The 22,609-nt window shown below is 42.6% G+C and carries 21 protein-coding genes and 1 other annotated feature; of the genes, 1 reads left to right on the top strand and 20 read right to left on the bottom strand.

Annotation, left to right across the window (positions count from 1 at the left end):
* Nucleotides 1–218 precede the first annotated feature (218 nt).
* The 8 genes from cas2 to cas6 are packed head-to-tail and all read right to left on the bottom strand — an operon-like array spanning nucleotide 219 to nucleotide 8,728.
* Nucleotides 219–482 (bottom strand): CRISPR-associated endonuclease Cas2, encoded by a 264-nt coding sequence (cas2, locus tag BUB92_RS01810; protein ID WP_073089307.1) that lies wholly within the window; start codon nucleotides 480–482, stop codon nucleotides 219–221.
* Between the two features lie 14 nt (nucleotides 483–496).
* A complete protein-coding gene (cas1b, locus tag BUB92_RS01805) occupies nucleotides 497–1,489 on the bottom strand; it encodes a type I-B CRISPR-associated endonuclease Cas1b (RefSeq protein WP_073089306.1) in 993 nt (330 codons plus the stop codon).
* Nucleotides 1,490–1,507: 18 nt separating this feature from the next.
* A complete protein-coding gene (gene cas4 / locus BUB92_RS01800; protein ID WP_143156832.1) occupies nucleotides 1,508–2,005 on the bottom strand; it encodes a CRISPR-associated protein Cas4 in 498 nt (165 codons plus the stop codon).
* 20 nt (nucleotides 2,006–2,025) lie between these two features.
* The gene (locus BUB92_RS01795; protein WP_073089304.1) at nucleotides 2,026–4,377 is read right to left on the bottom strand and encodes a CRISPR-associated helicase/endonuclease Cas3; all 2,352 of its coding nucleotides are present in this window, start codon (nucleotides 4,375–4,377) and stop codon (nucleotides 2,026–2,028) included.
* 18 nt (nucleotides 4,378–4,395) lie between these two features.
* The gene (cas5, locus tag BUB92_RS01790) at nucleotides 4,396–5,148 is read right to left on the bottom strand and encodes a CRISPR-associated protein Cas5 (RefSeq protein ID WP_073089302.1); all 753 of its coding nucleotides are present in this window, start codon (nucleotides 5,146–5,148) and stop codon (nucleotides 4,396–4,398) included.
* A gap of 19 nt (nucleotides 5,149–5,167) precedes the next feature.
* Complete coding sequence (cas7b, locus tag BUB92_RS01785) at nucleotides 5,168–6,043, bottom strand: type I-B CRISPR-associated protein Cas7/Csh2 (RefSeq protein WP_242938974.1); 876 nt, start codon at nucleotides 6,041–6,043, stop codon at nucleotides 5,168–5,170.
* Complete coding sequence (locus BUB92_RS01780) at nucleotides 6,030–7,979, bottom strand: TIGR02556 family CRISPR-associated protein (protein ID WP_159432291.1); 1,950 nt, start codon at nucleotides 7,977–7,979, stop codon at nucleotides 6,030–6,032. Before BUB92_RS01780 ends, cas7b begins: the two co-directional genes overlap by 14 nt.
* Before the next feature lie 2 nt (nucleotides 7,980–7,981).
* A complete protein-coding gene (cas6, locus tag BUB92_RS01775; protein WP_073089299.1) occupies nucleotides 7,982–8,728 on the bottom strand; it encodes a CRISPR-associated endoribonuclease Cas6 in 747 nt (248 codons plus the stop codon).
* 256 nt (nucleotides 8,729–8,984) lie between these two features.
* On the opposite strand from cas6, the gene BUB92_RS01770 reads away from it, so the two are divergent.
* Nucleotides 8,985–10,352 (top strand): MATE family efflux transporter, encoded by a 1,368-nt coding sequence (locus BUB92_RS01770; protein ID WP_073089297.1) that lies wholly within the window; start codon nucleotides 8,985–8,987, stop codon nucleotides 10,350–10,352.
* Nucleotides 10,353–10,382: 30 nt separating this feature from the next.
* Here the strand turns inward: BUB92_RS01770 and BUB92_RS01765 are convergent, their stop codons facing one another.
* The 12 genes from BUB92_RS01765 to BUB92_RS01710 form a co-directional block, all read right to left on the bottom strand.
* Complete coding sequence (locus BUB92_RS01765; RefSeq protein WP_073089295.1) at nucleotides 10,383–11,117, bottom strand: type 1 glutamine amidotransferase; 735 nt, start codon at nucleotides 11,115–11,117, stop codon at nucleotides 10,383–10,385.
* Nucleotides 11,118–11,131: 14 nt separating this feature from the next.
* Complete coding sequence (locus BUB92_RS01760) at nucleotides 11,132–12,511, bottom strand: Mur ligase family protein (RefSeq protein WP_073089293.1); 1,380 nt, start codon at nucleotides 12,509–12,511, stop codon at nucleotides 11,132–11,134.
* A gap of 109 nt (nucleotides 12,512–12,620) precedes the next feature.
* Nucleotides 12,621–13,829, bottom strand: coding sequence for a glycosyltransferase family 4 protein (locus tag BUB92_RS01755; RefSeq protein WP_073089291.1), 1,209 nt, complete (start codon nucleotides 13,827–13,829; stop codon nucleotides 12,621–12,623).
* A gap of 81 nt (nucleotides 13,830–13,910) precedes the next feature.
* Nucleotides 13,911–14,354: a TraR/DksA C4-type zinc finger protein gene (locus BUB92_RS01750; RefSeq protein WP_073089289.1), complete on the bottom strand. Its 444-nt coding sequence runs from the start codon at nucleotides 14,352–14,354 to the stop codon at nucleotides 13,911–13,913.
* Nucleotides 14,355–14,372: 18 nt separating this feature from the next.
* Complete coding sequence (locus BUB92_RS01745) at nucleotides 14,373–14,654, bottom strand: DUF5665 domain-containing protein (RefSeq protein WP_073089322.1); 282 nt, start codon at nucleotides 14,652–14,654, stop codon at nucleotides 14,373–14,375.
* A gap of 118 nt (nucleotides 14,655–14,772) precedes the next feature.
* Entirely contained in the window at nucleotides 14,773–16,140 is a 1,368-nt protein-coding gene (locus tag BUB92_RS01740; protein ID WP_073089287.1) for a PFL family protein, read from the bottom strand.
* A gap of 65 nt (nucleotides 16,141–16,205) precedes the next feature.
* Complete coding sequence (locus BUB92_RS01735) at nucleotides 16,206–16,487, bottom strand: ACT domain-containing protein (RefSeq protein ID WP_143156831.1); 282 nt, start codon at nucleotides 16,485–16,487, stop codon at nucleotides 16,206–16,208.
* Between the two features lie 18 nt (nucleotides 16,488–16,505).
* Nucleotides 16,506–19,283 carry an isoleucine--tRNA ligase gene (gene ileS / locus BUB92_RS01730; protein ID WP_073089284.1) on the bottom strand — a complete coding sequence of 926 codons (2,778 nt, stop codon included), beginning with the start codon at nucleotides 19,281–19,283 and terminating at the stop codon, nucleotides 16,506–16,508.
* Between the two features lie 57 nt (nucleotides 19,284–19,340).
* Nucleotides 19,341–19,564: a binding site (T-box leader), on the bottom strand.
* A 77-nt stretch (nucleotides 19,565–19,641) separates the two neighbouring features.
* Nucleotides 19,642–20,268: an endonuclease III gene (nth, locus tag BUB92_RS01725; RefSeq protein WP_200774176.1), complete on the bottom strand. Its 627-nt coding sequence runs from the start codon at nucleotides 20,266–20,268 to the stop codon at nucleotides 19,642–19,644.
* 50 nt (nucleotides 20,269–20,318) lie between these two features.
* Complete coding sequence (locus tag BUB92_RS01720; RefSeq protein ID WP_073089281.1) at nucleotides 20,319–21,041, bottom strand: amino acid ABC transporter ATP-binding protein; 723 nt, start codon at nucleotides 21,039–21,041, stop codon at nucleotides 20,319–20,321.
* A complete protein-coding gene (locus tag BUB92_RS01715) occupies nucleotides 21,041–21,730 on the bottom strand; it encodes an amino acid ABC transporter permease (RefSeq protein WP_242938973.1) in 690 nt (229 codons plus the stop codon). The genes BUB92_RS01720 and BUB92_RS01715 overlap by 1 nt, the downstream gene beginning before the upstream one ends.
* 84 nt (nucleotides 21,731–21,814) lie before the next feature.
* Nucleotides 21,815–22,600, bottom strand: coding sequence for a basic amino acid ABC transporter substrate-binding protein (locus tag BUB92_RS01710; RefSeq protein ID WP_073089279.1), 786 nt, complete (start codon nucleotides 22,598–22,600; stop codon nucleotides 21,815–21,817).
* Between the last annotated feature and the right edge of the window lie 9 nt (nucleotides 22,601–22,609).

Here is a 22,609-nt window from a genome sequence, read left to right as displayed (position 1 = left end):
CATGTTTCAATTCCTCATAGGTAGGCTAAAAACAAATTAAAATCACCATAAAATAAGGCTTCTTAAGTAAATCGCATTAACTCATTTTTTCCTAATTTTACTTGCAAAACTTCTTAGTGTCAAGATTTTTCGGCAAATAATAATGTCGTCGACCCCCGGGGGTTTTTACATTACTGGAGGTCGACGACATTTTTGCCTTTGGTTATTTTTGTTTTTTACTAGAGGAAATTATCCTCGCCGCCTTTTTTTATTCCCATTATTTCGCGCTGATAATACCTGGTGGTGCGGAAGGTATAAAATATTATGGAATCATGTTCTTCATCTATTACTCTTTCTAATTCGTATTTCAGTTTGCGCAAGTTGCTCTCGCTTATTTCTCCTTCCAGAACAGAATTTTGCACCCAGTACAGGTATTTGCGGGAGATTTTTAAAACTTTGCCCACTCTTTTTTCCCCTACATCATAAACCATTATGACAAACATCTCTAATCCACTTCCTACCAGCGCGAAACGAAGGGTTCATATTCTTTTTCCCCTATCAGGTGTTTTTCCAGCTTGTAAAGCTCCATTCGGATAAGCCTTCGATAAGAAACTTCTCTGCCCAGTTCTCTATGTTTTATAGTAGTTTTTATTTTTTCTTCCCATTCCTGCAAAAATAGTTTGCGGCCTGTTTCATTAAGCAGAATGCCGTCCAGTTTGCTTTCGAAGTGGGAAGATTTGAGCATATTGCGCCCAAGCAGGCTGAAAATCAGACGATCAACCAGGATAGGCTTAAATATTTCTGCCACATCCAGGTTTAAGGTAAATCTGCGAAAGTTAGTGGTATGCAGATAACCTATGCGCGGGTCCAGATGGGTTTTGTAGATTTCACTTAAAACTGCAGTATAAAGTATGGTATTGCCAAAACTTATAAGGGCATTTATCCGGTCCCTGGGGGGCCTGCGGCTGCGGCCGCTGAAGGTGAAATCAGGCTTGTCGATTATTAAGTTAAAGGCTTCGTAATAAGTTTCTCTTATGTTCCCTTCTATTGCCATCAAGGCTTCGGTTGTGCAGCAGTTATCAATGCTTAAAGTCAGTTCTTTTATGTGTTCGATTACCTTTTCCAGATCTTTGCCCCGGTTATGGTAATACCGCAAAACAGCCAGCATGTTTTGTGCTGCTCCTCTTACAAACTCCCGCGCCAGCTTTATCCTCTTTTCGGCATCCAGATAAAACTCAGCCTGTTTTAAGATCATAAAACCAGAATTCAGGTGTTCGCGGGGATAGTAACTTCCGGTATAGTAGCCGTGATGGTTAAAAAAATGAAGGATTATTTCTTTCTGGGAGATAAACTCCAAAAACCTTTTATTTAAGCTTACTTCGCCGAAAACATAGATCTCTTTCAAGTCTTCTACGGGAAGGTATTTTTTCCCTTCCTCAGTCTCGAAATAGACCGTATTATCTTTACGCTTAAATTCCCCGTCATTGAATACATAAACTGTTTTTTTCATCTTACCACCTGCTTTTGACTAGGCCCAGCAAAACTCGGCATAGGCACACCTGCCGCAATATTTATTCTTAACCGCCGGAGGAGGGAGAGGAGAGAAAACTATCTTTTCTATTTCTTTAATCGCTTTTTTTATTTCTTTTTCACTCTCCTCATCTAAGGTAAACAGGAATTTTTTTCGCTCTTCCGGAATTAAAAGCTCTCCTTTAGCTTCTATGCCCATGGTTTTCAGCTGGTAAAGGTAAAAAAGAAGCTGTTTGCCGGCACTTTCTACAAAACGGGAAGATTTTTTTATCTCCCCCACCACCAGGTTTTCTCCTTCCCTGCGCATTACATCAAATTTACCAGTAGCTATATCTATTTCTTTCTTTTCCCTTTCATAACTGGTTTCTCCAATAAGCCTTCCTATCCTTATATTCTCATCTTCCTGGTCAGCCTCCATACCATGAGCCAGCAGCCAAACCTGCCTTTTACATATATAATAATACCATATAAGGGTTCCTGTTACATAAAAATCCATATACATCCCTTCTTTTTCCATCAGCAGAAGATAGCTTCATCTTCTTTATCCCGCAAGAATCCCACATTTTCATCATAATAATCCCGGCATCCTTCCGGAGGCAGAGAAAAGAAAAAGCCATCTCCTAGAGGTTTTTTCTCAAAATACCCGGCATATTTAACCGGCATAGATATGGTATACCTGCTCAAAATAGAAGATATTCGCAGATATTTTTCCGCTTTTACTCCCCTATCCTTTATTTTTATAACTTCAAAAAATTCCTGATAGGCATTTTCCGCTTCTTCATTTAAGCGGAAAAGAACATCTATATAGCCGGGATTATTTTTTATCAGGGAAAACCTGGCAATGCCGTCTTTTATGGCAAAATCCCTCATATTTTGAATCAAATCATTAGAAGTTTGACTGCTCTTATTCTCTTTCAGTAGAGAATAATATTTCTCAATTATAGTTAGATAATCCCTCTCTTCAATTTTGGCATACCCTTCCAGAATCTCTTTAGTAAGGTTGAGGTTAGTTTTACCGTAAATGCGGTAAGAATAGGAATGGCCATTATCATCTACCAGATCGCATATTAGATAAACTTCTCCCTTTTTCTCCATATACTGCATGCCAGAGCGGTTGCATCTTCCCGCACACTGGATTATAGAATCTAAGGGAGCAAAATCGCGTATGACTATATCAAAATCCAGATCTACTCCGGCTTCTACTACCTGGGTAGATACTAGTATAACTTTTTCCCCTCTCTGCATTCTTTCTTTAATCTCCTCTATCCTTTGCCTTCTGTGTACAGGAACTAGATTAGTCGATAAATAAAACAGAGGCTTATTGATATTTCTTTCTTCCAGCATGGTTTTTATTTCTTTATAAGCCTCCAGAGAAGAATTTATGGTGTTGAGCACTACCAGACAGGATAAATCTTCACTCAATAAGGTGCTGAATTTTTCCACCATTTGCTTTACCGGCATTTTATCCTGAACTATATTTAAAACTGTACGGTTAAAGTATCTATAATAATCCGGATATTCGGGCAGAAGCTCAATTGCCGGCAAGGTTTCATCCCCGGCAAATAGAAAAGGCCTGGTAGCTGTCATGAGTATAACCCGGGCATCATAATACTGGCAGAGCATACTGAGTACATACTCTACCAGTTTATAGTAGGCAAAATCTAAAGCCTGAATTTCATCGATGAGTATAATTGCCTTCTTCAGCCGGTGCAGTTTTTTAAGCATCCGGTTGCGGTGGCTTATAATGCTTTCAAAAAACTGAACAAAGGTAGTAACCACCACTCCCGAAGGCCAGTTTTCCATAATAAGTTTCCAATCGGCCGCACTGTAATCTTCATCTTCGCCTATTATTTCGTCACTGCTCAGGTGGTGATGTTTTAAGAGATAAGAAATATCATCTTTTCTAGAAGTTGCATGCAGCAATTTCTCAATGACATTATAATTCTGGTCAATAATAGAAGTAAAAGGGAGTATGTATATAATCTGCCGTCCTCCACCCAGGAACTGATTTAGCATATTGGCGGCACAAAAACCGGTCAGGGTTTTGCCTGAACCGGTAGGGCTGGTTAAGGTAAAAATTTTTCCCTTACTCCAGTTCTTTTCCATATTCTGCTGCACTTTAGCAAATATTTCATTACGGATATTACTTATATCATTTGCGGAACTGGCAGGCAAAATTTTTGCTCTGGCTTTAAGACATTCCTCATACTCCACAAAAGCCGGTTCTATGCCATAAATACTGGCTGCACTTAATTTATCCGCAGCGATCAGGGAAGAATAAACGAATTGGTGTAAAAAATAGCTTTCCTCTGTTTTCCACTTATTGCGCACCCGGAACTGATGATTTATTTTCAGCAAGGATTTCAGGTAATTATCCGGTGAAAAGCGGAGAACAAAATCATCCAGGATATCTTCTGGTATAATTTCTGCCACATCTTGCTTAACATCATCGAAATGGTTTTTTATATCCTCTATCTGCTGGTAAGCCTGTTTCAGTTTTCGTTTAATATTTTCTCCAAAATCAGATACGGTGTTGGGTAAAATTTCGCCATACGAAGTCAAGTTGCCGTGATGATGGTGAATAGCACTATAAACAACAAGGGGGAAAAAGGAATCATCCCCCCATTTTCTTAAAGCCCAAAAAGCACCGAAAAGTGCAGATATAAAACCATGGTGATGAAGCTGGTCATTCTTCTTCTTTAAAAAAAGATATTCCTGAAAATAGCTGGTAAATTTGCCAAAATCATGACTTAGAGAAGTAACCTCTACTATTTCCTTATATTTTTCCGGACAATACGCAATCGCCCAATCCCTTACTTCACAGAGATGCTGCACCAGTTTCTTATCAGGATGGGAATAAAATTCCATATTTTCACCTTCCCGGTACTAGTAAAACAAAATATGTTCGCATGTTTCCTGCTCTTTATCTTTATAACTAACCTTAAAGCATAAGGCTTCTTCCTTGAGTTTTAACTTTATGCTTCCTCCTTTATCATCATAGAGATAGCTTTTCGTATTTAGCGGATACCTTTCTTGGGTAAAATCAACCGGCATCCTGTCTTTAACCAGCATGGAATCTTTTTGCATCTCCTGCCATACGATTTTGGCAATCAAGTTCACATCTATCGGGGTAAATATATCCTTAACTTCCTGGCTCACATCTTTTTCCAGTTCTCCTTCCCCTATCCATTCCCAGACCCCGCTGAAAGGAGCAGCTCCCAGATAGATAGGGAAAACTGAACGTCCACTTTTTAAGGCGTTTTTTGTTTTTTCATACACTTCCTCATCTTCAGTACGAAAATAAACACGGTACCTTACTTCCGGCTCCCCGCATATTATCTCAAAAGGTATCTGGCTATGTCCTTCGGAAAAATTGGCCAAATGCGAAGGGCTGGTAGCTTTTATATAATTCAATGTCTGCATTATTTTGCGGGTAGGGTTTATCTTGCGCACTGCCAGGCCTACCATTTCCGAATGCATTTTTTCATAATAAGAGTCCCTTTCCCATCCTAAAACAGCAGCAATTATCCCGGCCAGAGTGGTGCGGGGAGGAATAGAATAACTGAGCGAGGAAGAATTGGTATATATCTTGCGAAAGTGAGCCATAGGTCCTTTCAGATCAAAAATAATCACCCTCATAGTTAATCATCCCTTAAATCTATAATTCTTTAACCTGCAGCCCGGCCAGAACATCAAGGATACTGCAGGCTTTTCCATCTACAAGCAGTCTAAGCTCATCATCTTTAAAATAGTAAACTTTAGCAATCAAGTCTTTATTCTGATCAAGGTAAGCTTTAAGCCTTCCGCATTCCAGAGCGCATTCTTCAATAGAGCGCAGGCTCTCTTCTTCTCCTGCCAGCTTTATGTAGCCCCGCAGATCATTGAGCATAGTCTGGTTATCCTTAAATTCTACCCTTAAATAAAGCCGGGGAGTCTGTCCTATCTTGCTGCGGGTAGCCTGCAAAGGAATAGCCTTTTTCATAGCCTCATCCAGCAAGGCAATATCCTCATCGGTCAGCTTGACATACTCCGCCCTTTTGCCGCTTATTACCCCCGAAAAAGCGATAAAAGAATATTTTACCCGATAATCCTTGCCCATAGCCCCTTGTTGATTCTTTTCCTTGCTGGCAAAGGTAGAAGTAATGCTGGCTTCTAAAAGCTCTACTTTGTTCAGAGAATATCCCCAGTTGAACTGTACCGGTCCAATAAAAGATTTATTGTCATTCTTAACCGGAACAGTAGCTCCGAAAAGCCGGATATCGATAAATTTTTTAAATATTTCCTCATCATTAGCATCCTTTAAATCTTTAACCCTTTCTTCGGCGGTAACTGATCTATCTCCTATCTTCTGCACATAAAGCTCATAACCTTTATCCAGCAAATAATCCCTTATATATCTTTTAAGGCGCAAATCGGAAACCAGGTTTATGCTCCTTTCATAATCCATGCGCGGGCGGTTTTCTTCATCAGGGTCTCCATTAGGATTGGTAAGTTTAGCATCATAAAGGTAAAGCATCAAGCTATTGTTTATCACTATTTTCCTCTCCTTTCTTTTTCATCGGTGCCGTGGTAGCATAAGCATAGCCGGATAAGAGATAGAAAAGGTTCTCATCCTTATTGAGCTTCCAGTTGTTTATATTTCGATCCATCAGCTGCACACAGGCAGCATAGATTTTTTCGTTATACTGCAGGATCTTTTCCTGCCTCAGTTTGTTAAGGATTTCGGAACGCAGCCTGATAAGCTTATTTTTATCTATGCCGTTAAAGTTGATCTTATTAAGAACCGGCTTATAAGTACCATCACCTCCGCTTTCGGAATAACGCCGATATTGAGCATTGCCTACTTCCCCTACCAGGTAGCCTAAAAGAAACATAGCCCCCTGCATCTGGTCATATCCCATTTCTTCCATAAAACTGCATAAATTATCAGGCAGGCCTAAACTGCTGTAACTCACCTTCTCACCACCTTTCATACATCCCATTTTTTCTAGAAATTTGGTAAAAAAAATACCATCGAGAATAAAGTAATGCAGATTATCCCGGCTAGTTTTGATATTGTATCCTTCCTGCGCATGAAAGATTATCCGACAGCCTTTAACCAGGTTGGATATTATGTGTTTCTCATCCACCTGTCTCCCTAAAAACAGGGCATCATAAAGGGCCAGTAGATCACGGAAACTGGAATTATCTCCGCTTTTGAATCTTACCGGCGTCAGATAGTAGACACTGTTAAGCCCTCCCCGATAGTTGTAAATACTGATATGTCTGGCTGCCATTTCCTTTAATTCATCTACTGCTTTTTCCAGAAGTTCAAAGAAAGAAGGTTTTACATCTTTTATTAGCCTTAATATTTTGGTAGCTGCATTTGACCTCCGGATAAAAACAAAATCTAAAAGGTAAATAATGTCGTCAAATTCCTTCAACAAATCTAGCTGCTGACGAAAATCCGTTAAGGCATCTATGCTCTTTGACATATTAACAGTATTAATAATCTCCCGCGTTAAATTTTTCATCTCTTCATATTCTACTCCTGAACCATATATCAGATTGGGTATTACCAGTACATCAAATCCGGCAATATTTACTCCCAGATTCTGCTGGACAAATATTTCGCCTGCTTGCAGCTTTTCTATGCAACTACTGCAAAGATTCAGGCTTTTTTCATAACTTTTGAGGCTTCCTTTAAAAATTTCCTGATTGGTAGTAAAATATTTAATTTTCATTTTGTTCAAATCCGAGCTTATATTCTGAAAACTGCCGCATACATTGCACTGTAGATTCTGCTCACTTTTGGAGCTTTTACTTCCTTTTTTCTTCCCCCCAGCAGCCCCCTTGGGCTTTTTAGATTCCAAAACCTTTGCCTGATAATCTTTATCCTCAACAAGTACCAAATCATTTACTATAACAGTGTATAAGCCTATATCATCCTTTTTGCATCCTTTTTTGTCAGCTATCCACTTTTCAAACTCTTTTCCTACCAGATCCAAAAGCTTTTTCCCCGGCTTATTTTCTTTTAAGGCTTCCTGTTTTAAAGCTTCCATAGTTTTTTCACTTATACCTAATTTTTTAATATCAAGCATATAATTGTACTTTCTGTGCCCCAGACTCTCCTCTGATTTCCAGTAAAAGTTAGTTAAGATATCATCTACTATATCCGCAAAAAGACCCTGTTCCTTTAAATTAGGAAAGAGTTCACTTAAAATATAGCTGCTGCCTTTAGAAGTGATATACCATTGAGGAGAATTGGAACCATCAGCTGAACCCACATGCAAATACTTTTTTACCGTGTTCTCATCTATTTCCTCATTGACATCAACATCAAAGATTTTATTTCTGGTATCAAAAATAATCTTACATACATGTTTCTTTTCTCCTTTTCTGCTTTCCAGCGGAACTTCCTGAATAAGGGCATCTAAACCCTCTTTTTGGCTTAAAACTTTTCCTCCCAGTTCAATTATGCTTTCCAGCACCTTTATCTTACCCCCTCTACCTCAAAACACCCAAACCCCTGGGAGTTTTTGGCCCCAAGTCCGGTGTAATAAGCTATTTCCATCAGCTCAGGATCACCTACCAGATAGTAATTTCCCAGGTAGCCTTTGATGATAAAGTTTTTGTACCGTATTATCTTTAAAAATTTATCCTTATGACTATCGCAGGGTACCACCTTTAAATCTCCTTCCGGGTATTTTCCCTTTAAAATCCAGTATTTTTTATTAAGATTGCTTAAAATCAGGCTGTCAAAAGGCACATCCCAGGGCGAAAAGTAAGTAGTCCTTCTTTTGCCATTTATCTCTTCCGTCGTATGGGCAACTACAGGTGACATCATCTTTATGCGCATTTTTTCTTTAAAAACTACCGGTTTATGTACATTTATCGATTTTAATTGCAGGCGGTTGCTGCCCAGATAAAGCTCATCCGATTTCATCAAGGTCTCGGCCAGGTCGGTTATAAAAGGTTCCAGGGGAGAAGCAACGGTTATATCTACAGGTGATTTGAAAGTTATGTAGTTTTTATCCTGGTCCAATTTGAATGTTCCTTGCAGTCGCGAAAAAGTAAAAAGCTTGAATTTTCTTTTTCCACAGCCGAACCCTTCCTGGTGCAAAAACTCCCGGTAATCCCGGTCGGATATGTGGGTATATAAAAATCCCTGCAAAATATGGTGATAATGAACCGGCAGAATTATGTCCCGATCAGAATGCATGGTTATTGTTATCCGCACTTTCCATCATCCTCTCATTTTTTTATCTTCCCATTTTGCCATCATATTTTACCTCAAATGGATTTATTCTGCTAAATTCTGCTTAAATATTCCATTTTCCTGCCTGGTTCTTATAAAAAATATAACTGCAGCTGGTGACATCTCTCTGTCAGTTTGGGCAAAATTTTTTCTCTACTAGCTTTTCCTTCTTTTAAAGGCTATACTTATTAACTGGTAGGCTCAAACTATCAGAAATTGCCTGATTGGGGTAAGGGACATGCTTCTAATCTTGAAGGACAAAACATTAAGCCACAAAATATGGCAGGTTTCCTGGCCGGCGATGGTGGAAATGATTATGTACATGATAATCGGGGTAATAGATGTAGCCATTGTAGGCCGTCTGGGAGCTGCTCCTCTGGCGGCAGTAGGGCTGGGGGCCGAGATATTCTTTTCCCTGGTACTCCTTTTTGAAGCCCTGTCTGTAGGCTCTTCAGTACTGGTAGCCCAGGCTAAAGGGGCCGGTAATTACCGCCGCATTGCCAGCCTTACCCTGCATACCCTGGTTATAGGGCTGGTGATAGGAATAATTGTCGGTGCTGCTGGATTAATAAATGCAGAAAAAATCGTCAGTTTCTTTAACGTAGAAGAAGATGTACATAAGGCTGCCCTTTCCTACCTCTTGATAACCTTTAAAATTACCCCTTTTGCCATTACCCTTTACATGATGCACGCGGTTTTCAGAGGAATGGGAAGAACAGATATCCCTATGCGGATTGCGCTTATAGTAAATGCTTTTAATGCCGCTGCTGATTATGTTCTGGTATATGGAAAGCTGGGCTTTCCTGCCCTGGGGGTAGCCGGTGCTGCCTGGGCAACTTCCCTTGCGCATATTCTAGGCCTGGTTCTGGCTTTTTATTTTCTTTATCAAAATAGAAAAGAGCTTTTCCGCTCCGAAGAGCTTAAAAAAATTCCCCTTAGGCCGCAGGTTTTTCGCGATATATTAAGTCTGGGAAGCCCAAGCCTTCTGGAGCAGTTTTTCTGGGCCGCCAGCAATCTTCTCTCTATTTTCTTGCTCGTATATGCAGGGACTTTAGCTTATGCCTCCCATCAGCTGGCCATAACGGTAGAGTCCATATCATTCATGCCCGGATTCGGCATAGCTATTGCCGCCAGTGTCCTGGTCGGGCAGAGCATAGGGGCTAAAGATTTTAAAATGGCCAAAAGTTATGCCCGGGGCACCCTGGAATTTGCCCTGATAATAATGGGATTTTTCGCCCTTCTTTTTGCCCTTTTTCCTTTTAAGATCGCGGGACTTTTTACCCATGACCCGGATATAATAAATCTGGCCGGAACTTTAATAAGGATAGCTTCTTTAGAACAGCTTACTATTGCTTCCAGCATGGTTTTCGGCGGAATTCTAAGAGGATCTGGCAATACCCGCACCCCTATGCTTATAAGCACGTTTTTTACCTGGGGATTTCGCCTGCCCTTAATCTACCTTTTTATAAGGGTTTTGAAGCTTCCCATAACCTATGTGTGGATGGCTTTCGTTGCCGACTGGGCTCTGCGCACGATCGTCTATTTAAGCATTATCCTGCGCCGGGACTGGCTGAATAAAGCTTTAGACAAAGAAAAAAACTCGTAAAAAAAGCCCGGGCTTTATCTCCCGGGCTTTTTAAGTGCCAAGAAGCATTCTTTTTACCTGTTCATGGGCAAAGTTTTCTATCCTGTCATCTAACTCTCCTTTAAGCTCCAGCCCTTTTCTTTTAAGGATAGCCTGGATGAAGAAATCGGCAATAGCAGGGTTTTTAGGAAGCAGAGGTCCATGCAGATAAGTCCCGATAAGGTTTTTGTAGCTTATCCCTTCCGTTTTATCCTGGCCGTTGTTTCCATATCCCCGCAAAACTTTTCCGAAAGGTTTAAGGGTATCATCATTAAAATAAGTCCTGCCGCCATGATTTTCAAAGCCTACCACCGTCTTTTTTTCTCCTGTTACCTCGGTTTCCAGTATAATATTGCCGATAAGCCTTTTTTCTTCCCCTTCAGTATAAAAATCAAAAAAGCTAAGACCATACATCATCTTGCCATCTATGGATTCGTAATATCTGCCAAGGAGCTGGTAAGAGCCGCATATAGCCAGAAGGGGCATTCCCTCCTCAATCTCTACCCACAGGGCATCAGCCTGGCGGAAAAGGTCGCGGTAAACCAGGTTCTGCTCCCGGTCAGAACCTCCTCCCATAAAAACCATATCCAGGGTAGAGAAATCTATATCCTCTCCCAGCTCTACCGGGATTATATGGCAGGCAAAGCCGTACCAGTTAAGCCTTTTTTGCAAACAGATGAGGTTGCCCCGATCACCGTATAAATTGAGCAGATCGGGATACAGATGAGCAATCTTTATCGTTTCCATATTTTCTTTCCCCTCTAAACTGCTGATAGTGATTTACTTCCTTTTTCCCCGGCTGAGGCGGAAGTTTGTAATTCCTGCAAAATATCACGACACGCAAATAAAGCCGTATAGGTAGATAAAATATAAGCTGTTTCGCCTTCGCTCCTTAGAGCTTCCTCAATCCCTTCCTTAAGCAGAGTGCGGATAATTATACGCTCACTATCCACCCCTGCATATTTCATGCGCACTGCTATATCCCCGCTTCTTTTTCCCGAACAGATGACCATTTTGTAGTTTATGTCATTTATCATCTCTACATCCGCATCCCATATCCAGGAAACATCCCTGCCGTCAGCCGCATTGTCATTTAAGGCGAAAAATACATCCTTGCTCCTTTTATCATATTGCAAGGTATGCAAAGTTTGATTGAGGCCGGTTGGGTTTTTAACCAGAACCAGCACTGCCGGTTTGCCGTTTATAATAAAGGTTTCCATGCGTCCGGAGGGGGGCAGGTATTTTTTTATCGCCTGCTCAATAACCTCATTTTCTATCCCTAACAGCTTGGCTGCAGCTACTGCAGCCAGGATATTATAGGCATTATAAAAACCCTGGTAGGAGCTGGTGATTTTTAGGTCATTTATGCGCAAGCTTATTCCCCCCTGCAAAGAAAGGTCATACCCGGTAAAATGCGGCTCTGGATTATGATAGCCGCACTTAGGGCAGAAAAAGCTTCCCAGCTGAGCATAATGATAACGCCGGTAGCTTATTTCATGTCCGCAAAAAATGCAGTACCTTCCCTCCCGGCTTTCCCTGCTTTCCAGGGAATCATAATCGGTATCCGAAAATCCGTAGTACCAGGCCGTAGCCCCGGTATCCGAGGCTAAATGGGCTACCATAGGATCATCAGCATTTAAAACCAGCTCCAGGCTTTTTCCCTTTATGCTTTCCTTGATAAGCCTTACTGTATGATCAAGCTCTCCATAGCGGTCCAGCTGATCTCGGAAAAAATTGGTGATCAGTATCATTCTTGGCTTTACCTCGTTTAAAAGCAGAGGGACATTAGCCTCATCTGTTTCCAGGATTGCATAATGATGCTTTTTCCTTCCTTTTATATCTGTTTCCTTGATAAAGGCAGTGGTAATGCCGGTAAGCATGTTGGCACCAGCCTGGTTGTGCACAATCCGGTAACCTTTTTCTTTGAGTATCCCGGCCAGCATGTTGGAGGTGGTAGTTTTGCCATTGGTGCCGGTTATAACAATTATTTCTTCACTTATATTGCGGGAAAGCTTTTTTAAAATATCACGATCAATTAAGCGAGCCACCCGGCCTGGAAGTACGGTAGCCTGCCGGCCTAAAATCTTCAATATGAACCAGACTATTTTTCCCAGCATGATCGCTATTATCTTGCGCAGCATACTCGTATTTCCTTTCTTAATTTGGGCTTAAAGAAGCAAAAAGAATTAAAAGGTATGCCAAGCCGTTTTCCGCATACCTTCTTTCATCTCCACCTTGCTTTAAAGCCGTTTAGGAACCTAAACGGTAAAGCAAATCCATAACATAGCTTTTTCTTCGCCTTTTAGGCCTTGTTCGTTCACAGAGGTCCTGATAAACCTTTTCCAGCTTGCGTGCCATACTGGCTGAAGAAAGCATCGCGGCTTTTTTATAGGCCTGGGATTTGAAGGAATTATAAAGCTTTTCGTCAGCCAGCAGTTTTTTTATCGCTCCGGCAAAAGCCTCTTTATCACAAGGGGTCAAAAAGCCGTTTACCCCATCATCTACCATATCGATTACCCCATTAGCCTTTACAGCTACCACCGGCAGTCCAGCCGCCATGGCTTCGATTAACACCAATCCCTGGGTTTCGGTCAGGGAGGCAAATACAAAAATATCAGCTGAATGGTATACGTTTATCAAGGTATCAAAGGGCAAAGCCCCGGTAAACACCACATCCCTCTCTAAAGAGAGATTAAGTTCCTTAACCAGCTTTTTAAGCTCATGTTCGAGAGGCCCCTGGGCAGTTAACACCAGGGTGGTAGCCGGTTCTTCTTTTTTGAGCCGACTGAAAGCCTCGATTAAAAACTCCAGGTTTTTTTCCCTGGTCAAACGGCCTACGAAAAGCAGTATTTTATTCTTCTCCGAAATAGAGGGGTAATGTCTTCTAAGCCAGGTATTATCACCATGCTTGAATTTATGCACGGGAACTCCCGTAGGTATTACCGAAATAGGGGTCTTAACCTTTAAGTCTTTTAATTTTGCCTCTACTTCGGTAGAAGGTACAATCACATGATCACATTGATTGCAAAAATTCGTACTGTACCTTATAGTTATATCCCGGGCTAATTCCTGGGCTACCGGCACATAATGCACATACTGGTCATAAAGGGTATGATAAGTAAAAACAATAGGCAGGTCATATTTTCTTGCATAGTGCAGCCCTACTCTGCCCATTGTAAAAGGAGAGTGGACATGGATTATATCCAGGTCAATCTTTTTAAGAAGCATATTAAGCCCCGGATAAACAGGAATAGCCAGGGTATAGTCAGGGTTGGTGGGAGCAGGAAGGGAATAAAAACGGTAAACCTTATCTTCTTCCTCCTCATAATGAGGATAACTGGGAGCAAATATATATATATCATGACCCATACTGGTAAGTTCCTGTTTAAAGGTAGTGATCGAAGTAACTACTCCACTCGTATACGGCTTATAGCTGTCAGTAAAAACCCCTATTTTCACATATGCTCCCCCTTTTCCGTATCTCACAATAAATATATATTGCTCCTTAAATTCTTGCAAGTACCCGGCATAAATTTTTCTCTATTCTTCATACATTTCATAACCAGCTACCTGGATAGTTTCTCCCTTATCTGCCATACTGCCGGCAGACAAAATATCTTCCTCATAAGGCCGGGTAAATTTATCCCCTCTTTTTACAGCACACTGCGCACAAAGGGTAGTATTGACCATTCTTTTCAGCCTACCTTCTTCGATCGGGCGTCCGCAGTTTTCACATATCCCATAGCAGCCGCTGTTATAGCGATTAATGGCATCATTCAGCTTTTCTAATTCGAATTCCAGCATCTCCAGGAGTCCGGCATCTTTTTCCCTTTCATATAAATCAGAAGCAGTATCAGCTGGATGCTGGTCATAAAGGGAGAGTTCATCTGTAGATTCCTGCTGGGGGATCATTAGCTGCTCTCTTTTCCTCTCTATTATGCTTTCTATCTCTTTTTTTCTCTGCTGTAAAGTCTGGATATCCACTGTTAACACCCCGTTTCATCAATAATATATAAACCCTCCCACTTTAAGCTGGGCCTGCACAATAGCTACGATATCAGCAATAAAACTGCCGATAACCGGAATATTTAATACTATCATCTGCTGTAAAAAATACAGGACTAAAGCTGCCAGCATCGTAAAGCCTATGGCCGTACCAAAACCGCGGGCTAAGCCAATAAGGAAATTCAGCCACAAGAGGCGGCGTGGATTTTCCAGCAATTCCATATATTCTGCCAGTCGCATCTTTTCCATATTTACTGCCAGTTCATCCACTTTATCCATAAGCTTTTTTATGATCTGGCTGCTGTTATCTTCCGGCTTATCAGGATTAAAGCGCAAATAGATCCCCCCTCCAGTCTAATTATTAGTATGCCCGCACAGGATTAAATCATGCCTTACATTAATTGTTAAGAGCCTGGATGGGAGCAGGAATCCTTCCTTTGCGGTTTATAAAATTTTCAGCACTATGAGGATTAACTGGCATGACCGGGGCTCTGCCTAAAAGCCCGCCAAACTCTACCCATTCTCCCGCCTTTTTGCCGGGAGCAGGAATAATTCTAACTGCAGTCGTTTTGCGGTTAATCATGCCGATAGCTGCTTCATCAGCAATAATAGCCGCAATCGTATAAAAAGGAGTATCTCCAGGTACAGCTATCATATCCAGCCCTACTGAACATACCGAAGTCATGGCTTCCAGTTTATCGATAGTCAGGGCTCCCTCTCTGGCCGCTTCTATCATGCCGGCATCTTCACTTACGGGAATAAAAGCTCCGGAAAGCCCTCCGACATAGGAAGAAGCCATAGCCCCACCTTTCTTTACCGCATCATTGAGCATAGCCAGGGCTGCCGTGCTGCCATGACTTCCCACCTTTTCCAGGCCCATGGCTTCCAGAATATTGGCCACACTATCCCCCAGAGCCGGGGTGGGAGCCAGGGAAAGATCAACAATGCCAAAAGGAACATTAAGCTTACGGGAAGCTACCCTGCCCACCAATTCCCCCATACGGGTAATCTTGAAAGCAGTATTTTTAATTATATTGGCCAGGGTTCCCAGGTCGGCATCAGGATGTTTCCGTACCACATTCAAAACTACTCCCGGACCGCTTATCCCTATATTTATCGTGCATTCCGGCTCTCCTGTCCCATGAAAAGCGCCGGCCATAAAAGGATTATCCTCCACAGCATTGCAAAAAACTACCAGTTTGGCACATCCTATGCCGTCTCTATCCCGGGTCAGGTGAGCCGTTTCTTTTATCGTTTTTCCCATCTGGTAAACGGCATCCATATTTATGCCTGATCTGGTCGTCCCTACATTTACGGAAGCGCAAACCCTTTCGGTAAGGGCCAGGGTTTCGGGAATAGCATCAATAAGAGCCAGATCGCCTCTGGTAAAACCTTTGTGTACCAGAGCCGAAAATCCGCCTAAAAAGTTTACCCCTATCTCTTCGGCGGCTTTATCCAGATACTGTCCAATCCTTAGAAAATCTTCCCGGCCTAGACCTTCCCCTACCAGAGCTACCGGACTTACTGCCACTCGCTTATTTACGATGCGGATACCGTACTCTTTTTCAATCTCCTCTCCTACCTTAACCAGGTTTTTCGCATAATGTGTAATCTTGTCATATATCTTTCTTCCCGTCTTATCCCCGTCACTATCCCGGCATTCCATTATATTTATGCCCATAGTTATAGTTCTTATATCCAGATTTTCCACATTAAGCATCGACACCGTTTCCAGTATTTCTTCTATGCTGAACCTGGTAGACATCCTTTAAACCCCCTCAAGCAAAGATAAGATTTAAGGGAAAGGATGACCCTTTCCCTTCGTTTACCTCATATGCGGTGCATAAACTTGAATATATCCTCATGCTGTACCGTTATTTCCAGGCCTAATTCCCGCCCTTTTTCATGCAGCCTTCTTCGAAGTTCCCCTATATCCAGCCTGCTCTGGGAACTGTCCACTACCATGACCATAGCAAAAAATCCCTGTAAAATAGTCTGGTTGATATCCAGGATATTGATATTAGCTTCGGCCAGGATTGAAGATATGCCGGCAATTATCCCCACCCGGTCATGGCCTAAAACCGTTATGATAAGCCTCTTTCCCTCTTCCAAATTCACCCCCGCCTTTCCCTACTTCATCCGGTTTACTACTTCGGCACAGCGCGCGCAGAGTGTAGGATAATCTTTATTTTCTCCCACTGAAGGTGAAATTACCCAGCAGCGTTCACATTTTTCCCCTTCGGCCTTTCTGACTTCTACCCATATTCCTTCTATATCAGGCAGGGAAACGGCAGTTTCGTTCTTTTCCGCCGCCTCTCTTACATCAACCCGGGAAGCTATAAAAATCTTATCAAGATCAGCCATTTCCTTTAATACCGGCTGCCACTCTTCACCAGCATAAATCGTCACCCAGGCCGCCAGGGAATGGCCTATAACCTTCTTATTGCGGGCTTCTTCCATAGCCTTGGTCACTACTTCCCGCACTTTAAGGATTTTTTCCATCCTGGCCTCGATTTCTTCATTTACATATCCTTTCACCTGAGGCCAATCCAGAAGCTGTACGCTAAGCGGCTGATCCTCACGGCGCAGATAGCTCCAGATCTCCTCCGTAGTAAAGGCCAGAATCGGAGTCAAAAGGACTACCAGGGTATTTATCAGCTCATAAAGAACTGTCTGCACACCCCTGCGGGCTATATCATCAGGGTGAGAGCAGTACAGTATGTCCTTGCAGATGTCAAAATAGATATTGCTCAAATCTACCGTACAGAAATTATGGATAGAATGGAATACAACATGGAATTCATAATTTTCATAAGCCCGGGTAACCCGCGCAACCAGCTTATCCAGCTTGCTCAATACCCACTGGTCAAGCGGGGACAGCCGGTTATATTCTACCCGGTGTTTTACAGGATCATAATCATAAATATTACCCAGAATAAAGCGGCAGGTATTCCGTATCTTCCGATAAGCCTCAGCACTCTGCCTTATGATATTTTCCGATACTGCTACATCTGAACGATAATCGGCCGAAGCTACCCAGAGCCTTAAAATATCAGCTCCCATCTCCTCAATCATCTTCAAGGGATCAACTACATTCCCCAGCGATTTGGACATCTTGCGTCCCTGCTCGTCTACGACAAAACCGTGGGTTAAAACACTGCGATAAGGTGCCTTCCCTCTTACCGCCACCGCTGTCGAAAGCGAAGAATTGAACCACCCGCGATGCTGGTCACTGCCTTCCAGATAAAGATCAGCCGGCCAGCTTAACTCGGGATAAGTTTCCAGCACCGCCATATGGCTGGAGCCGGAATCAAACCATACATCCATGATATCCGTTTCTTTGCGGAAGTTTTTCCCTCCGCACTTTTCACACTCATAACCAGGCGGCAGCAGATAAGAAGCCTCTTTTTCAAACCAGATATCAGAGCCATATTCCGCAAAAAGCTCGCTCACATGATTTATAACTTCATCTTTGATTACCGTTTCGCCACAGCTTTCACAGTAGAATATGGGAATCGGTACCCCCCAGGTGCGCTGTCTTGATATACACCAGTCACCGCGGTCTCTTACCATATTGTAGATGCGGTCCCGTCCCCAGGCTGGAATCCAGGTTACCTCATCGATAGCCTTTAAAGCCTGGGCGCGGAAACCTTCGATCGAGGCAAACCATTGTTCCGTAGCCCGATAGATGATAGGCTGCTTGCATCGCCAGCAGTAAGGATACTGGTGTTCTATTTTGCCCGCCTTAAGCAGCATGCCTAAACGGTCAAGTTCGGCAATAATCTCCTTATTGGCATCATGTACGAGCATACCCTTGAACTTTCCGGCTTCTTCCGTAAAACGACCGCTGTTGTCTACCGGAGATATTACCGGAAGGCCGTATTCCCTGCCTACATAGAAGTCATCTTCCCCGTGGCCCGGAGCAGTATGGACACAGCCCGTACCTGCCTCCAGGGTTACATGAGTACCCAGAACTACCAGAGAATCACGGTCAAACAGGGGATGTTTACATACCATCTTTTCTAACTCTTTACCCTTGTATTCATTTAATACAATATAAGCATCCCAGCCTATTTCTTCAGCTACTTTTTCCAGAAGCCCCTTGGCTATCAGGTATTTTTCCCGGTTCACCTCTACCAGAGCATAGTCAAAATCAGGATGCAGCGCTATGCCGGTATTAGCCGGGATAGTCCAGGGAGTAGTAGTCCATATGACTATATAAGCATCTTCCGGCAGAACCCCCCGTCCATCTTTTACCGGGAATTTAACATAGATCGAAGGAGAAACCTTGCTGCTGTATTCAATTTCGGCCTCGGCCAGGGCAGTTTCACAATCAGCACACCAGTAAACCGGCTTTAAACCTTTATAGATATAGCCTTTTTTGGCCATTTCGCCAAAAACCTTTATCTGCACCGCTTCAAAATAAGGTTCCAGGGTGAGATAAGGACGCTTCCAGTCTCCCCTTACTCCCAGCCTTTTAAACTGCTCGCGCTGGATGTTTACATAATTGAGGGCATACTCCTTGCACTGCCGGCGGAATTCCACCACATTAGTCTTATGCCGGTCAATGCCCAGTTTTTTTATCGCCTGCTGTTCGATAGGCAGACCATGGGTATCCCAGCCCGGTACATAAGGAGCATCAAATCCACTCATAGAACGATATTTTACGATAATGTCTTTCAAGACTTTATTCAGGGTATGTCCCAGATGAATATTGCCATTGGCATAAGGAGGCCCATCATGGAGTATAAATTTAGGTTTGCCGGCATTTTTCTCCTGTACTTTGTGGTATATGTCATTTTCTTCCCAGAATTTTAAAAACTCAGGTTCACGGGTAGGCAGATTTGCCTTCATAGGAAATTCGGTCTGGGGCAAATTCAAAGTGCTGTCATACTTCCCTTTAGCCATGCTTCTCTTACCACCTCACCAGATTATTTGTATATATGGACAAAAAACCTTTCATCCCCAAGGGACGAAAGGTTTGCTTCCGCGGTACCACCCTCATAGTGTTTTGCTAAAACACCACTCTAAGCCTTATAACGTAAGGCACCCGTTCAAACCTACTTGCCTGGGCTTTCGGTTTGAAAGCTCCCGGGTGATCTTCACCTGGCAACAAGCTGCCCGGCTTTCACCCTCCCGGACTCGCTTTAAGCTTGTTATCCGGCTACTGTCCCGATCATCACTGCCCATATGATATTATTTACCGGAAAATCGTATTTATTGTAGCACATACCATCTTACAAAACAACTATCCCTGAAATAGCAATTAAAAAATTTTCAAGCATAAATCCTCAATCAGGCAGTTTGTACAATAAGGCCTGCGCGCCTTACATACCCGGCGGCCGTGAAAAATAAAAAGATGATGCGCTTTTCCCCACCAGGAAACAGCAATAAGTTCTTTAAGCTGTTTTTCCGTATCCTTAGGATTTTTAGCCTTAACCAGCCCCAAACGGTTAGCAACCCGGTGTACATGTGTATCTACGCCTAATCCCGGCTTATTAAAGCCTACAGATAATACTACATTGGCAGTTTTCCTCCCTACCCCGGGAAGCGCAAGCAGTTCTTCCATATTATCCGGAACTTCTCCATTATACCTGGCAATTAGCATTTCCGCCATCTTTTTAAGATTTCTGGCTTTGCTCTTATAAAGTCCTACCTTCTTTATTATCTCCTCTAATTCTTCTAAGGAGGCTTCAGCCAGCGCATAAGGGGTAGGATATCTCGCAAAAAGCCTATCCGTTACCCGGTTAACCTGCTCATCTGTGCTCTGAGCTGATAGAATAACTGCTACCAGGAGTTCAAAAAGGTTGCGGTACTTAAGCAGAGTAGAGGCATCAGGATATTCGCCTTCCAGCCTGTCCAGTATGATACGGCATCTTTCCCGGTTATCCACAGCCAATCCTCCTAAATTTAAGGCTTTCCTTTTAAGCCAGGCCGGGAAAATTACAAAACCTTGCTTAAAAAAGACTGGGTGCGGCTATTTTTCGGATTGTTAAAAATCTCTTCCGGAGTCCCTTCTTCCACTATCTGGCCTTCATCCATGAATATCACCCGATCTCCCACTTCCCGGGCAAAACCCATTTCATGGGTTACTACCACCATCGTCATGCCTTCCAGAGCTAGATCTTTCATTACCGCCAGCACCTCTCCTACCATCTCCGGATCCAGTGCAGAAGTAGGCTCATCAAAAAGCATTACCTTAGGCTGCATGGCTAATGCCCTGGCAATAGCCACCCTCTGTTTCTGCCCCCCGGAAAGATTGGCCGGGTATACATGGGCTTTATCTTCCAATCCTACCTTGCGCAAAAGGCTCATGGCCATCTCAATAGCTTCTTCCTTAGGTACCCCTTTGATCTTTATCGGGGCCAGGGTTATATTTTCCAGGGTGGTTTTATGGGGAAAAAGATTAAAATGCTGGAAAACCATCCCCATCTTCTGCCGTACCCGGTTGATATCCGTTTTCGGGTCGGTAACCTCTTCACCATCTACATAAATATGTCCTTTTTCCACCTTTTCCAGCTGATTTATGCATCTTAAAAGCGTACTCTTGCCTGAACCCGAAGGGCCTATGACACATACTACCTCCTGCTGGTCAATATGCAGATTTATCCCCTTCAAAACTTCCAGTTTGCCAAAGCTTTTATAAACATCGACTATGTCTATCATTATTCGGTTTTAAGCCTCCTTTCCACATAATCGCCAAAGAGACCCAGACTCTTGGTTATGATGAAGTAGATTACCGCCACAGCTCCCCATACCCAGGCTGCCTGATAAGTATTGGCATAAACCAGATTTCCGCGGTAGGTAAGCTCGGCTACGGCAATCGTAGATACCAGAGAAGTATCTTTAAGCAGAGCTATAAACTCGTTTATGAGAGGAGGGATAACGATTTTATAAGCCTGGGGAAGTATTACATAGGTCATAGCCTGTCTTTCATTCATGCCCAGCGACCTGGCTGCTTCCATTTGTCCTTTATCTACAGCCTGAATACCTGCTCTTACAATCTCCCCTATATAAGCTCCGCTGTTTAAACCACAGGCAATAATAGCCGAAGTAAACGCTTCATTAATCCCAAAATAAGGTAAAATCCCAAAATGTAAAAGCAGTATTTGCACAAATAGCGGAGTCCCGCGAAAAAAATCGATATAGGCAATGGCTACTGAGCGCAGTAATACACGGTGGGAAAGCCTGAACAGGCCGGCAAATAATCCCAAAACCATCCCCATAGCTACGGACAGAGCAGTAACTTCAATAGTTATAAGGGCTCCTTCCAAAAAATAAGGAAGGTTTTCCCATACCACCTGAAATCCCCTTATCTCTGATAAACCGCCTATTATTCCCCAAAGTTCTGCCAAAAGTATTCCTCCTATCCAAACAAATTTAAAGCGCGAGCCTATTCTCGCGCTTTAGTATTATGCCTTATGCCTCGCGGTTAATCATTATTGCTGAAAATATTTCTGATAAATTTTATCATAAGTTCCATTTTCTTTAATCTTCTTCAGGCCTTCGTTTATCATGTTCAGGAGCTCAGTATTACCTTTCTTTACGGCTATACCGTATTTATCATCAGCGGAAAAGACTTCGCCCACCATTTTTATATTCGCATCTTCGGTAGTAAGTATATAGTTCAAGGTAACCGGATAATCATTAATTACCGCATCTACTCCGCCTTTTTTAAGTTCCATAAATGCTTCCCCAATATCTTTGAAATGTTTTACTACTGTGGATGGATCCTGTTCTTTTACTCTATCACAGTAGGCTGCTCCTATGGTACCTGTCTGAGCTGCCAGTTTTTTGCCGCGCAAATCATCGGTGCTGTTTATGGTAGTATTATCATTTCGTACCGCAATAATAAGTCCGGCATTAAAATAAGGATCACTAAAATCTACCACCTTCTGCCTTTCCTCGGTTATCGACATGCCAGAAATAGCGGCATCGATTTTACCCTGCTGCACGGCAGGAATTAAAGCTTCAAATCCCATGTGTTTTATCTCTACTTCATATCCCTGCACTTCACAGATAGCTCTGATCAAGTCAATATCAAATCCCACCAGTTCACCTTTCTCCTGAGATTCAAAAGGCGGGAAGGTAGCATTAGTACCCACAATAATTTTTTTCGGTTTTTCCGCTGCCTTGTCAGCTCCTTTACCACCACAACCAGCCAGCATAAAAAGCAAACCTACCATCAATAAACTGCTTACCAGTAAACGCCATTTGCCTTTCATCTTAACCAC

It is taken from the genome of Thermosyntropha lipolytica DSM 11003 (assembly GCF_900129805.1).
GTDB lineage: Bacteria > Bacillota > Syntrophomonadia > Syntrophomonadales > Syntrophomonadaceae > Thermosyntropha > Thermosyntropha lipolytica.
This window is presented reverse-complemented; position numbering and strand designations above follow the sequence as displayed.

Bases quoted from the DNA above. Each gene is read 5' to 3' on its own strand.
- cas2 (WP_073089307.1), bottom strand. From the start codon at position 482: ATGTTTGTCATAATGGTTTATGATGTAGGGGAAAAAAGAGTGGGCAAA.
- cas1b (WP_073089306.1), bottom strand. From the start codon at position 1,489: ATGAAAAAAACAGTTTATGTATTCAATGACGGGGAATTTAAGCGTAAA.
- cas4 (WP_143156832.1), bottom strand. From the start codon at position 2,005: ATGGATTTTTATGTAACAGGAACCCTTATATGGTATTATTATATATGT.
- BUB92_RS01795 (WP_073089304.1), bottom strand. From the start codon at position 4,377: ATGGAATTTTATTCCCATCCTGATAAGAAACTGGTGCAGCATCTCTGT.
- cas5 (WP_073089302.1), bottom strand. From the start codon at position 5,148: ATGAGGGTGATTATTTTTGATCTGAAAGGACCTATGGCTCACTTTCGC.
- BUB92_RS01770 (WP_073089297.1), top strand. From the start codon at position 8,985: ATGCTTCTAATCTTGAAGGACAAAACATTAAGCCACAAAATATGGCAG.
- BUB92_RS01765 (WP_073089295.1), bottom strand. From the start codon at position 11,117: ATGGAAACGATAAAGATTGCTCATCTGTATCCCGATCTGCTCAATTTA.
- BUB92_RS01760 (WP_073089293.1), bottom strand. From the start codon at position 12,511: ATGCTGCGCAAGATAATAGCGATCATGCTGGGAAAAATAGTCTGGTTC.
- BUB92_RS01745 (WP_073089322.1), bottom strand. From the start codon at position 14,654: ATGGATAAAGTGGATGAACTGGCAGTAAATATGGAAAAGATGCGACTG.
- BUB92_RS01740 (WP_073089287.1), bottom strand. From the start codon at position 16,140: ATGTCTACCAGGTTCAGCATAGAAGAAATACTGGAAACGGTGTCGATG.
- ileS (WP_073089284.1), bottom strand. From the start codon at position 19,283: ATGGCTAAAGGGAAGTATGACAGCACTTTGAATTTGCCCCAGACCGAA.
- BUB92_RS01720 (WP_073089281.1), bottom strand. From the start codon at position 21,041: ATGATAGACATAGTCGATGTTTATAAAAGCTTTGGCAAACTGGAAGTT.
- BUB92_RS01710 (WP_073089279.1), bottom strand. From the start codon at position 22,600: ATGAAAGGCAAATGGCGTTTACTGGTAAGCAGTTTATTGATGGTAGGT.